Origin of the sequence: Enterobacter sp. TCD1-1 (assembly GCF_020567405.1) — a bacterium.
Taxonomy (GTDB): domain Bacteria; phylum Pseudomonadota; class Gammaproteobacteria; order Enterobacterales; family Enterobacteriaceae; genus Enterobacter; species Enterobacter quasiroggenkampii.
The window spans coordinates 2,399,270-2,412,205 of the sequence record NZ_JAJCXF010000001.1 but is presented as its reverse complement, the minus strand read 5'-3'; the positions used below and the strand labels follow the sequence as shown (position 1 = coordinate 2,412,205).

Annotated in this window: 11 protein-coding genes; 7 read left to right on the top strand and 4 right to left on the bottom strand. The window is 56.6% G+C overall.

Annotation, left to right across the window (positions count from 1 at the left end; translation table 11 throughout):
- The first annotated feature begins 14 nt into the window (after window positions 1-14).
- The 3 genes from LJA86_RS11510 to LJA86_RS11500 are packed head-to-tail and all read left to right on the top strand — an operon-like array spanning window position 15 to window position 3,179.
- The gene (locus tag LJA86_RS11510; protein ID WP_023617386.1) at window positions 15-1,406 is read left to right on the top strand and encodes a PTS ascorbate transporter subunit IIC; all 1,392 of its coding nucleotides are present in this window, start codon (window positions 15-17) and stop codon (window positions 1,404-1,406) included.
- A complete protein-coding gene (locus LJA86_RS11505) occupies window positions 1,403-2,233 on the top strand; it encodes a transketolase (protein WP_229226171.1) in 831 nt (276 codons plus the stop codon). Before LJA86_RS11510 ends, LJA86_RS11505 begins: the two co-directional genes overlap by 4 nt.
- Window positions 2,226-3,179 (top strand): transketolase family protein, encoded by a 954-nt coding sequence (locus LJA86_RS11500; RefSeq protein WP_229226170.1) that lies wholly within the window; start codon window positions 2,226-2,228, stop codon window positions 3,177-3,179. The genes LJA86_RS11505 and LJA86_RS11500 overlap by 8 nt, the downstream gene beginning before the upstream one ends.
- 117 nt (window positions 3,180-3,296) lie before the next feature.
- On the opposite strand, the gene pta is transcribed toward LJA86_RS11500, so the two are convergent.
- Together pta and ackA are read right to left on the bottom strand one after the other, a co-directional pair.
- Complete coding sequence (gene pta / locus LJA86_RS11495; RefSeq protein WP_008502877.1) at window positions 3,297-5,438, bottom strand: phosphate acetyltransferase; 2,142 nt, start codon at window positions 5,436-5,438, stop codon at window positions 3,297-3,299.
- Between the two features lie 76 nt (window positions 5,439-5,514).
- Entirely contained in the window at window positions 5,515-6,717 is a 1,203-nt protein-coding gene (ackA, locus tag LJA86_RS11490) for an acetate kinase (RefSeq protein WP_045334289.1), read from the bottom strand.
- A gap of 337 nt (window positions 6,718-7,054) precedes the next feature.
- Here ackA and yfbV point away from each other — a divergent pair, with 337 nt between their 5' ends.
- The 4 genes from yfbV (at window position 7,055) to LJA86_RS11470 (ending at window position 10,675) form a co-directional block, all read left to right on the top strand.
- Window positions 7,055-7,510 (top strand): terminus macrodomain insulation protein YfbV, encoded by a 456-nt coding sequence (gene yfbV, locus LJA86_RS11485; protein ID WP_008502875.1) that lies wholly within the window; start codon window positions 7,055-7,057, stop codon window positions 7,508-7,510.
- A 91-nt stretch (window positions 7,511-7,601) separates the two neighbouring features.
- Entirely contained in the window at window positions 7,602-8,096 is a 495-nt protein-coding gene (locus LJA86_RS11480) for a YfbU family protein (RefSeq protein WP_008502874.1), read from the top strand.
- Window positions 8,097-8,107: 11 nt separating this feature from the next.
- On the top strand, window positions 8,108-8,767 hold the full coding sequence (locus tag LJA86_RS11475; RefSeq protein WP_045908726.1) for a sugar phosphatase: 660 nt from the start codon (window positions 8,108-8,110) through the stop codon (window positions 8,765-8,767).
- Between the two features lie 75 nt (window positions 8,768-8,842).
- Window positions 8,843-10,675: an SLC13 family permease gene (locus tag LJA86_RS11470; protein ID WP_023344589.1), complete on the top strand. Its 1,833-nt coding sequence runs from the start codon at window positions 8,843-8,845 to the stop codon at window positions 10,673-10,675.
- A gap of 80 nt (window positions 10,676-10,755) precedes the next feature.
- On the opposite strand, the gene yfbR is transcribed toward LJA86_RS11470, so the two are convergent.
- Both yfbR and alaA read right to left on the bottom strand, forming a co-directional pair.
- Window positions 10,756-11,355 (bottom strand): 5'-deoxynucleotidase, encoded by a 600-nt coding sequence (gene yfbR / locus LJA86_RS11465; protein WP_229226169.1) that lies wholly within the window; start codon window positions 11,353-11,355, stop codon window positions 10,756-10,758.
- A gap of 118 nt (window positions 11,356-11,473) precedes the next feature.
- A complete protein-coding gene (gene alaA, locus LJA86_RS11460) occupies window positions 11,474-12,688 on the bottom strand; it encodes an alanine transaminase AlaA (protein WP_008500204.1) in 1,215 nt (404 codons plus the stop codon).
- Window positions 12,689-12,936: the final 248 nt, after the last annotated feature.

The window sequence follows — 12,936 nt, the reverse complement described above, 5'->3', positions numbered from 1 at the left end:
AAGGCGAGGTGGATATGTTTATCCTTGAAACGCTGAATTTCGTTGTTGATATTTTAAAAGTCCCTTCGGTGCTGGTGGGTTTAATTGCGTTAATCGGTCTGGTTGCGCAGAAAAAAGCGTTTTCCGACGTGGTGAAAGGGACCATTAAAACCATCCTGGGCTTTATTGTACTGGGCGGCGGCGCCACGGTGCTGGTCGGGTCATTAAATCCCTTAGGCGGTATGTTTGAACACGCCTTTACTATCCAGGGCATTATTCCAAACAATGAAGCGATCGTGTCCATTGCACTGGAAAAATACGGTGCAGCGACCGCGTTGATTATGGCCTTCGGGATGGTGGCGAATATTATCGTCGCCCGTTTTACCCGCCTGAAGTATATCTTCCTGACCGGACACCACACGTTTTATATGGCGTGCATGATTGGCGTGATCCTGACGGTGGCGGGCTTTGAGGGCGTGGGGCTGGTCTTTACCGGGTCGCTGATCCTTGGCCTGATCATGGCTTTCTTCCCGGCGATTGCGCAGCGCTACATGAAGCGCATTACCGGCAACGATGAGATTGCCTTCGGCCACTTTGGCACGCTGGGCTACGTGCTGTCCGGCTGGATTGGCAGCAAGGTAGGCAAAGGATCCCGCTCAACGGAAGAGATGAACCTGCCGAAGAACCTGAGCTTCCTGCGCGACAGCTCGATCTCCATCTCCCTGACCATGATGATTATCTACCTGATCATGGCGGTGAGCGCCGGCCGCGAGTACGTCGAGGCCACCTTCAGCGCCGGGCAGAACTACCTCGTCTACGCCATCATCATGGCGATCACCTTCGCGGCGGGGGTGTTCATCATTCTGCAGGGCGTACGCCTGATTCTGGCGGAAATCGTTCCGGCCTTTACCGGCTTTTCGGAAAAACTGGTGCCGAACGCGCGTCCTGCGCTGGACTGCCCGGTGGTCTATCCCTATGCGCCTAACGCGGTGCTGATTGGCTTCCTGTTCAGCTTCCTCGGCGGGATTGTGGGGCTGTTCATCTGCGGTCAGTTTAGCTGGGTGCTGATCCTCCCGGGCGTGGTACCGCACTTCTTCACCGGCGCAACGGCGGGCGTGTTCGGTAACGCCACCGGCGGACGCCGCGGGGCAATGATTGGCGCCTTTGCCAACGGCCTGCTGATTACCTTCCTGCCGGTCCTGCTGCTGCCGGTACTGGGCGCCATTGGTTTTGCGAACACCACCTTCTCTGACGCCGACTTCGGCGCGGTCGGGATTGTCCTCGGCAACCTGGCGCGCTTCCTGTCGCCGCTTGCCATCACCGGGCTGGTCGTGGCGCTGTTCGCGCTGCTGGTGGCGTACAACGTCTTCGCGAAAAACAAACCTGCGGGCGGTAACGCGCAGGAAAACACCGGAGCCAAATCATGAATGAGAAAGAGATAACCGAACTCGCGCGTCAGATTCGTCTTGAGACGCTGAAATCCCTGACGCAACTGGGCTTTGGCCACTACGGGGGCAGCATGTCGGTGGTAGAAACCCTGGCCGTGCTGTACGGCGCGGTGATGAAAATCGACCCGGCGGATCCGGACTGGCCGGAGCGAGACTACTTTGTCCTGTCGAAAGGCCATGCGGGCCCGGCGCTCTACAGTACCCTGGCAATCAAGGGCTACTTCCCGATAGAAGAGCTGAGTACCCTCAACCAGAACGGCACGCGCCTGCCCAGCCACCCGGACCGCCTGAAAACGCGCGGCGTGGATGCCACCACCGGTTCGCTGGGGCAGGGGATTTCCATCGCAGGCGGCATGGCGCTGTCGCACAGGCTGGCCGGGCGGCCGAATCGGGTCTTCTGCATCGTCGGCGACGGCGAGCTGAACGAAGGGCAGTGCTGGGAGGCGTTCCAGTTTATTGCCCACCATCGCCTGAACAACCTGACGGTGTTTGTCGACTGGAACAAACAGCAGCTCGACGGCGAGCTGGACGAGATCATCAGCGCGTTTGACCTGGAGGGAAAATTCCGCGCCTTTGGCTTTGACGTGGTGACGGTGAAGGGGGACGACATCCCGGGTCTGCTGGCTGTGACATCGCGGATCCCGGCAGCCGATGCGCGTCCGTTAGTCGTCATCCTCGACAGCATCAAAGGCCAGGGGGTGCCGTATCTGGAGCAGCTCAGCAACTCACACCATCTGCGATTGACCGCGGAGAGCAAAGCGGCCCTCAACGAGACGATTCGCCAACTGGAGGCTTCACATGATTAAGGTTGCACCGGCAGGACAGAAAGACGCCGTTGAGATGCGTAAAGTTTACGCTGGCTTCGTGGCAAAACAGATTGAGGCCGGAAGTGACATCATTGCGCTCGAAGCAGATCTGATGAGCTCGATGGCAATGGACGGCGTGGCGCGCGACTATCCTCAGCACGTGATTAACTGCGGCATTATGGAAGCTAACGTCATCGGCACGGCCGCCGGGCTGTCGCTTACCGGACGCAAGCCGTTCGTTCACACCTTCACCGCCTTTGCCAGCCGCCGCTGTTTTGACCAGCTGTTTATGTCCCTGGACTATCAGCGCAACAACGTGAAGGTGATTGCCTCAGACGCGGGCGTGACGGCCTGCCACAACGGCGGAACGCATATGTCGTTTGAGGATATGGGCATCGTACGCGGTCTGGCGCACTCGGTGGTGCTGGAAGTCACTGATGCGGTGATGTTTGAGGACGTGCTGCGCCAGCTTATCAATCTCGACGGCTTCTACTGGGTGCGGACCATTCGTAAGCAGGCGCCGACCGTGTATGCCCCGGGCTCCACCTTCACCATCGGAAAAGGCAACGTGCTGCGCGAGGGGAGCGATATCACCCTGATTGCCAACGGCATCATGGTGTCGGAAGCGCTGGAAGCCGCGCGCCAGCTTGAGCAGGAGGGTGTCAGCGCGGCGGTCATCGACATGTTTACCCTGAAACCCATCGACCGGATGCTGGTGAAAAACTACGCCGAGAAAACCGGGCGCATCGTGACCTGTGAAAACCACAGCATTCACAACGGGCTGGGGTCGGCGGTGGCGGAAGTGCTGGTGGAAACCTGCCCGGTGCCGATGCGGCGGGTGGGCGTCAAGGAGCGTTACGGCCAGGTGGGAACGGAGGATTTCCTGCAGAAAGAGTATGGCCTGACGGCTCATGACATTGTATCGGCGGCGCGCGAGCTGCTGTAAATAAAAAAGGCGACCGGTTAAGTGGTCGCCTTTTTGTTGCCCGGTGGCGCTCGCGCTTACCGGGCCTACGGTCCTGTAGGCCGGATAAGCGAAGCGCCATCCGGCAAGACCTTACAATTACTGCTGCTGCGAAGACTGGATCGCCGTCAGCGCGATGGTGTAGACGATATCGTCTACCAATGCGCCACGAGACAGGTCGTTCACAGGTTTGCGCATGCCCTGCAGCATTGGCCCGATGGAGATCAGGTCGGCAGAACGCTGTACCGCTTTGTAGGTGGTGTTACCGGTGTTCAGATCCGGGAAGATGAACACGGTAGCGCGACCAGCAACCGGTGAGTTCGGCGCTTTGGATTTCGCAACGTCAGCCATGACCGCGGCGTCGTACTGCAGTGGGCCGTCGATCATCAGATCAGGACGTTTTTCCTGCGCAATACGGGTCGCTTCACGCACTTTCTCTACGTCGCTACCTGCACCTGAGGTGCCGGTGGAGTAGGAGAGCATCGCCACGCGCGGCTCGATACCGAAAGCGGTCGCGGAGTCTGCGGACTGGATAGCGATCTCAGCCAGCTGTTCTGCAGTTGGATCCGGGTTGATCGCGCAGTCGCCGTAAACGTAAACCTGTTCAGGCAGCAGCATGAAGAACACGGAAGACACCAGAGAGCTGCCTGGCGCGGTTTTGATCAGCTGCAGCGGTGGACGGATGGTGTTCGCCGTGGTGTGAACCGCACCGGAAACCAGACCGTCAACTTCGTCCTGCTCCAGCATCAGCGTGCCCAGCACCACGTTGTCTTCCAGCTGCTCACGCGCAACGGCTTCGGTCATGCCCTTGCTCTTACGCAGCTCAACCAGACGGGCAACGTAGCTTTCGCGAACCACTTCAGGGTCAACGATTTCGATGCCTGCGCCCAGCTCAACGCCCTGAGAGGCCGCTACGCGGTTGATCTCATCCGGGTTACCCAGCAGCACACAGGTCGCGATGCCGCGCTCTGCACAGATAGCAGCCGCTTTAACGGTACGTGGTTCGTCGCCTTCTGGCAGAACAACGCGTTTGCCCGCTTTGCGCGCCAGCTCGGTCAGCTGGTAACGGAATGCTGGAGGAGACAGACGGCGGCTGCGCTCGGAGGTCGCGGTCAGGGATTCGATCCAGTCTGCGTTGATGTAGCCTGCAACGTATTCCTGAACTTTCTCGATACGCTCGTGGTCATCAACCGGCACTTCCAGGTTGAAGCTCTGCAGGCTCAGGGAGGTCTGCCAGGTGTTGGTGTTCACCATGAAGACCGGCAGGCCGGTAGCGAACGCGCGTTCGCACAGCTTGCTGACGCGTGGGTCCATCTCGTAGGCACCGGTCAGCAGGATCGCACCGATTTCCACGCCGTTCATTGCGGCCAGACAGGCTGCAACCAGAACGTCAGGACGGTCTGCGGAAGTCACCAGCAGGGAACCTGCGCGGAAGTGTTCCAGCATGTGCGGAATGCTACGCGCACAGAAGGTCACGGACTTCACACGACGGGTGTTGATGTCGCCTTCGTTAATCACGGTCGCGTTCAGGTGACGCGCCATGTCGATTGCACGGGTGGCAATCAGATCGAAGCTCCATGGCACCGCGCCCAGAACCGGAAGCGGGCTGGATTCCTGCAGCTTAGCCGGGTCAACTTTGATGACTTTCGCTTTGGACGAGTCGTCGAAGATCTCGGACAGGTCAGGGCGAGTACGGCCCTGCTCATCCACTGGCGCGTTCAGCTTGTTGACGATCACGCCGGTGATGTTGGTATTTTTCGCGCCGCCGAAGCTGCTGCGCGTCAGTTCGATACGCTCGTTCAGCTGCTCTGGGGTATCAGTGCCCTGAGACATCACGAAAACGATCTCTGCGTTCAGGGTTTTCGCGATTTCGAAGTTCAGAGACTGGGCAAACTGGTGTTTGCGGGTTGGCACCAGACCTTCAACCAGCACCACTTCCGCGTCTTGCGCGTTAGCATGGTAGTTGGCGATGATCTCTTCCATCAGCACGTCTTTCTGGTTGCTGGACAGCAGAGATTCAACGTGGCTCATCTTCAGCGGTTCGGCCGCCGGCAGATTGGAGTTCTTGCGAACGATGGTGGTGGTCTGGTCTGGCGCATCGCCACCGGCACGTGGCTGGGCGATTGGCTTAAAGACGCTCAGACGAACGCCTTTGCGTTCCATAGCACGGATCACGCCAAGGCTGACGCTGGTCAGGCCGACGCTGGTTCCGGTAGGGATCAGCATAATAGTACGGGACACGGTTTATCCTCTTTCGTTACCGCCCAAATGGGGCGGGTTACAAAACAGCACCGCCAGCATTGCTGGCGGTGTGGAATCAGGCAGTCAGGCGGTGCGCGTCTTGCGCGATGACCAGCTCTTCGTTAGTTGGGATAACGAGAGCAGGGCGGGTGCCTTCTTTGTTGATGAAGCCAGACTTGCCGAAGCGGGCAGCCAGGTTACGCTCGTGATCAACTTCGAAGCCCAGAACGCCCAGTTTGCCCAGGGACAGTTCACGAACCATTGCCGCGTTCTCACCGATACCACCGGTGAAGATAACCGCGTCCAGACGGCCTTCCATCAGCGCAGTGTAAGAGCCGATGTATTTCGCCAGACGGTGGCAGTAAACGTCCATTGCACGTTTAGCGTCTTCTTTCTCTGCGTAGTTGTCTTCAACGTAACGGCAGTCGCTGGTGACTTCGGTCAGACCCAGCAGGCCAGACTCTTTGGTCAGCATTTTGTTGATCTGGTCAACGCTCATGCCCAGGGTGTCGTGCAGGTGGAAGATGATCGCCGGGTCGATGTCACCGGAACGGGTACCCATCACCAGACCTTCCAGCGGGGTCAGACCCATGGAGGTATCAACACATTTACCGTTGCGGATAGCCGAAACAGAACCACCGTTGCCCAGGTGGCAGGTGATGATGTTCAGTTCTTCAACCGGCTTGTTCAGCACTTTTGCCGCTTCCTGAGTCACATAGAAGTGGCTGGTGCCGTGCGCGCCGTAACGACGTACGCCGTGCTCTTTGTACAGGCTGTATGGCAGGGCATAGAGGTAAGATTCTTCCGGCATGGTCTGATGGAACGCGGTGTCGAATACGGCCACGTTTTTGTCTTTCAGATTCGGGAAGGATTTCAGCGCTTCAGCGATACCGATCAGGTGAGCCGGGTTGTGCAGCGGTGCGAAAGAGGCAGAGTCTTTGATGCCCTGGATCACAGAGTCGTCGATCACGACGGAGCTGGTGTATTTTTCGCCGCCGTGGACGATACGGTGACCAATCGCAGTCAGCTGAGCAGACAGTTCTGGTTTTTGTGCCAGAATAGTGTTAACGATAAAGTTCAGCGCTTCACTGTGAGCGGCGCCTGCACCTAAAGCCGCTTCTTGTTTGCTGCCGTCCATCTTCCACTTGATACGTGCTTCAGGCAGATGGAAACATTCGGCCAAACCAGAGAGGTATTCGTCACCGTTGAGCGCATCGATGATGGCGAATTTCAGTGAGGAGCTACCGCAGTTCAGAACCAGTACTAACTTACTCGACATGGAAGTACCTATTATTGATACGTGGCTAAAAAAACGTCAGTGAGTCTAACAGCGTAACGCATGATGACTCGGACATTTATGATTAACATCATGCCAAACGAACATTGTGGCATGATGGAAGAAATAACTATGATTTTATGCCATTTTGCACAATTTTCAGCCAATGGCATAATATGCAATAATTTGACGAGCTAATGATTCTCGTCTATGGCCCTATCAGGCTGGCACAGGATACCCGATACGGGGTAGAGATGACAAAATATTTTGAACGTTGTCATAGCTTGTTGTGGTTTTGCACGAAAATTTTAATTTTTATATGTGAAGTTGAGGTACAGCCATGTCGACACCAGAGAACCCGTCCGTAAATTTCTTCAGTCTGTTTCGTCGGGGACAGCATTACGCAAAGACGTGGCCAATGGAAAAGCGCCTTGCGCCGATGTTTATTGAGAATCGCACCATCCGCGCCACGCGCTATGCGATTCGCTTTATGCCGCCTGTCGCTATCTTTACGCTGTGCTGGCAGATTGCGCTGGGTGGGCAGCTTGGACCTGCCGTTGCCACGGCGCTCTTCGCATTAAGCCTGCCGATGCAGGGTCTGTGGTGGTTAGGTAAACGGTCCATCACGCCACTTCCTCCTTCTATTTTACACTGGTTTTATGAAGTGCGCGGTAAGCTGGAAGAGGCCGGTCAGGCGCTCGCCCCGGTGGAAGGCAAGCCGGATTACCAGGCGCTGGCGGACACGTTAAAGCGTGCTTTTAAGCAACTGGATAAAACATTCCTCGATGATTTGTGATTGATCATCGAAACGACGACGAAAAGAGGGCACAGTAACAATCAGTTACCGTGTCTTTTTTTTAAGTGCAATGCGCTACAGGAGTCGAAAGATGGAAATGACCCATGCTCAACGTCTGATTTTGTCCAACCAGTACAAGATGATGACTATGCTTGATCCCGATAACGCTGCGCGCTACAGCCGCCTGCAAACCATCGTCGAACGCGGCTTTGGTCTGCAAATGCGCGAACTGGACCGCGAGTTTGGCGAGCTGAAAGAAGAAACCTGTCGCATCGTGATCGACATTATGGAGATGTATCACGCCCTGCACGTCTCCTGGACGAATCTCAAAGATCAACAGTCCATTGACGAGCGCCGCGTCACCTTCTTAGGCTTTGATGCCGCAACGGAAGCGCGTTATCTGAGCTATGTTCGCTTTATGGTGAATACAGAAGGGCGTTATACCCACTTTGACGCGGGTACCCACGGCTTCAACGCGCAGACCCCGATGTGGGATAAATATCAGCGCATGCTGAGCGCGTGGCATGCCTGCCCGCGTCAGTACCATTTAAGCAGCAACGAAATTCAACAAATCATTAATGCCTGACGGAGGTGCGTGTGCAGTGTAGAGGTTTTCTGTTTGATCTGGACGGTACGCTGGTGGATTCGCTGCCGGTTGTGGAACGTTCCTGGTGCCATTGGGCTGACAGACATGGCATCGACCATCAGGACGTGCTGAATTTTATCCATGGCAAACAGGCCATCACCTCGCTACGGCACTTCCTGGCCGGACGCTCTGAGGACGACATTCAGGCGGAGTTCAAATACCTGGAACACATTGAAGCCACCGATACGGACGGCATCACCGCGTTACCGGGCGCGCGCGAACTGCTTGAGCATCTGAACGAGGCGCAGATCCCGTGGGCTATCGTCACCTCCGGTTCCGTGCCGGTTGCCCACGCCCGACACAAGGCGGCAGGGTTGCCGACGCCGGACGTGTTTATCACGGCGGAGCGCGTGAAGCGGGGTAAACCGGAGCCTGACGCATTTTTACTGGGCGCTGAACTGCTGGGCCTCGATCCTGCAGAGTGCGTGGTGGTGGAAGATGCGGCGGCTGGCGTACTGGCCGGGTTGAACGCAGGTAGCCACGTCATCGCCGTTAACGTTCCGGCCGGTTCGCCCCGCCTGGAGGAGGCGGATTTGGTGCTGGATTCCCTGACGGCACTGTCTGTTTCAAAAGCCTCTGACGGAGTTGTAACCGTCTCGCTAAAAGTGTAATCCCATGATATGGCCCCACATTGCTGGGGCTTTTTTATGGCAAAATTCCTCATCTTCCACTGACAAGGATAGGTTGTGAACGGTGAACTGATTTGGGTCCTGAGCCTGCTTTTAATCGCCATCATTCTTTTTGCCACGGGCAAGGTACGCATGGACGCCGTCGCCCTGTTTGTTATCGTCGCGTTTGTGCTGAGCGGAACGCTGACGCTGCCGGAAGCCTTCTCCGGATTTAGCGATCCCAACGTTATCCTGATTGCCGCCCTGTTTATCATCGGGGATGGGCTGGTGCGCACCGGCGTAGCGACCATCATGGGGTCGTGGCTGGTGAAGGTGGCGGGCAGCAGCGAAACCAAGATGCTGATCTACCTGATGGTGACCGTCGCCGGACTGGGGGCGTTTATGAGCTCCACGGGCGTGGTCGCCATCTTTATCCCGGTGGTGTTGAGTGTTTCCATGCGGATGCAGAGCTCGCCGTCGCGCCTGATGATGCCCCTGAGTTTTGCCGGTTTGATCAGCGGGATGATGACGCTGGTGGCCACGCCGCCGAATCTGGTCGTTAACAGCGAACTGATCCGGGAAGGATTTGAGGGCTTCAGCTTTTTCAGCGTCACCCCGCTTGGGCTGGTCATTCTGGTCATGGGCGTGGTCTACATGCTGCTGACCCGGTTCGCCCTGAAGGGTGAAAAACAGGACAAAAACAAAGAAGGATGGAAGCGACGCACCTTCCGCGATTTGATTAAAGAGTACCGCCTTACCGGGCGCGCGCGCCGTCTGGCTATTCGCCCCGGCTCGCCGATGGTGGGACAGCGGCTGGATGACCTGAAGCTGCGTGAGCGCTATGGCGCGAACGTGATCGGCGTAGAGCGCTGGCGGCGGTTTCGTCGGGTGATCGTCAACGTCAACGGGGTGTCGGAATTCCGCGCGCGTGACGTCCTGCTGATTGATATGTCCACCGCGGATGTGGACCTGCGCGAGTTTTGCAGCGAACAGCTGCTGGAGCCGATGGTGCTGCGCGGGGAGTATTTCTCCGATCAGGCGCTGGATGTCGGCATGGCCGAGGTGTCGCTGATCCCGGAGTCGGAACTGTTGGGTAAAACCGTGCGGGAGATGGGGTTCCGTACCCGCTATGGCCTGAACGTCGTGGGGCTGAAGCGCGATGGCGTAGCGATGGAAGGGGCGGTGGTGGATGAGCCGATCCTGCTGGGCGATATCTTTCTCGTTGTCGGTAACTGGAAGCTCATTAGCCAGCTCGGACAAAAAGGGCGTGATTTTGTGGTGCTCAACATGCCTGTCGAGGAGAGCGACGCATCGCCAGCGCACAGCCAGGCGCCACACGCGATTTTTTGTCTGGTGCTGATGGTGGCGCTGATGCTGACCGATGAGATCCCCAATCCGGTCGCCGCAATCATCGCCTGCCTGTTGATGGGCAAATTCCGCTGCATTGACGCCGAAAGCGCCTATAAAGCCATTCACTGGCCGAGCATCATTCTCATTGTCGGGATGATGCCCTTCGCCCTGGCGCTGCAAAAAACCGGTGGGGTGGATCTGATCGTTAAAGGCTTAATGGACGTGGGCGGCGGGTATGGGCCGTACATGATGATGGTCTGCCTGTTTATCATGTGCGCCACCATCGGCCTGTTTATCTCGAACACCGCGACGGCGGTACTGATGGCGCCTATCGCGCTGGCGATGGCGAAGTCCATGGGCGTGTCGCCGTATCCGTTTGCGATGATGGTGGCGATGGCCGCATCCGCGGCATTTATGACGCCGGTCTCTTCACCGGTGAACACGCTGGTGCTGGGACCGGGGAACTATCGATTCAGCGATTTCGTGAAGCTGGGCGTGCCGTTCACCGTGCTGGTGATGGTGGTGTGCGTGGTACTGATACCGGTCCTGTTTCCGTTCTGAGCATTTTGCCGGGTGGCGGCTACGCCTTACCCGGCCTACAACCCCGTAGGCCCTGCAAGCGCAGCGCCGCTGGGCGAAAATCAGAGTGGCGAATCCTGGCTGATTTCATCCAGCGATAAATGGAAGCTCGGTACAAACACCTGCATAAAGTAATCCATCTCTTCGCTGCGGCGGGATTCCAGCGTTTTTTCCAGGCGCGTTTTCGCCAGCAGGAATTCGTTATTCCCTGCGGACAACTCTTCGAGACACTTCAGATAGGCACACAGCGCGTCGGCCTGTTTGACCAGCGACTTTTCATCTTCCGTATACTGATGCTCGCTGATAAGCGGCTCGAAGATATCACGCAGTTCTTCGGGCACCATCTCAATCAGCTTCTGCTGGGCAATTTTCTCAATGGCCTTATATTCCTGCGCAATTTGCGAGTTGAAATATTTCACCGGCGTAGGCAGATCGCCGGTCAGCACTTCTGACGCATCGTGGTACATCGCCAGCAGGGCGATGCGCTCTGGATTGACCTGACCGTTGAATTTGCGGTTTTTAATGGCGGCCAGCGCGTGAGCGACCATCGCAACCTGCAGGCTGTGCTCTGACACATTTTCCGTGCGAACATTGCGCATCAGCGGCCAGCGGTTGATGAGTTTCAGGCGGGAGAGGTGGGCAAAGAAATGACTCTGACTCATAGGTTACCTTTTGTCTTCACTGCGACAGGCGTTCATTGTGCGGGGAGGGGAGGCAAGATGCAAATTTGCGGATTTTGTAGGCCGGGTAAGCGAAGCGCCACCCGGCCGAAAGGCAATGTTACTGATGGTATCCGGAGAGGAAGCGCCCGAAGCGGCTGATGGCCATTTCGAGGTCATCTTCGCGCGGCAGCGTCACGATACGCACGTGATCCGGCCACGGCCAGTTAAACGCCGTCCCCTGAACCAGCAGCACTTTTTCCTGCAGCAGGAAATCGAGCACCATTTTCTGGTCGTCGTGAATATTGAAGCGCTTCGCGTCAATTTTCGGGAACATATAGAGCGCCCCGTTCGGCTTCACGCAGGAGACGCCCGGGATATCGTTGATCAGCTCCCACGCGCGGTTACGCTGTTCGTACAGGCGACCACCGGGCACGATAAACTCGCTAATGCTCTGATAGCCGCCGAGCGCGGTCTGGATCGCGTGCTGTGCCGGAACGTTGGCGCATAAACGCATGGAGGCCAGCATCTCCAGCCCTTCAATATAGCCTTTGGCGTGCTTTTTCGGACCGTTTAACACCATCCAGCCCTGACGGAAACCGGCCACGCGGTAGGTTTTAGACAGGCCGTTAAAGGTGACGGTCAGCAGATCCGGGGCCAGCGCAGCGATTGAGTGGTGCTGTGCCGCGTCATACAGGATCTTGTCGTAGATTTCGTCGGCGAAGATGATCAGGTTGTGCTGACGCGCCAGCTCGACGATCTCCATCAGCAGCTCTTTTGAGTAGACCGCGCCCGTCGGGTTGTTCGGGTTAATAATGACGATACCGCGCGTGCGGGGCGTAATTTTTGCGCGAATATCGTCCAGGTCCGGGAACCAGTCAGAGGATTCGTCGCACAGATAGTGCACCGCTTTACCACTGGACAGCGACACGGCAGCCGTCCACAGCGGATAGTCCGGCGCAGGGACCAGCATTTCGTCCCCGCTGTTCAGCAGGGCCTGCATGGCTTGCACAATCAGTTCGGAGACGCCGTTGCCGATATAGATATCTTCAACGGTAACATCGCGCATACCACGTGCCTGGTAGTGCTGCATGATGGCTTTACGTGCGGAGTAAAGTCCTTTTGAATCGCAATAGCCTTGTGCAGTGGGAAGATTGCGGATCACATCAACCAGAATTTCATCCGGCGCTTCAAAACCAAATGGCGCAGGGTTACCAATGTTGAGTTTCAGAACCTTGTTGCCCTCTTCTTCAAGGCGTTTTGCCTCTTTCAGAACCGGGCCGCGGATGTCATAACAGACGTTATCTAGCTTGCTGGATTTTTCGATAGGGGACATGAACCTTTAACCTTTTCGCTATTATTGCCGCTCCCTGCCGTGGAAGTCAGCACGGAATAATGTACTCCCCCCTCGCTTCGTTTTGAAGGGTGTGCAGTAGAAGATTTTGTGCGGGGTGCAAATTTTTGATGAATCTTTTTCGCTGCGGGTACGCTTTTTCACTGTCTTAAAGTTGTGCGCATAGCGAGAGCATAGGTTAAATGTGCTATTCATTTACCAAAATACTGTATAATGTGCTGTTAAAAATA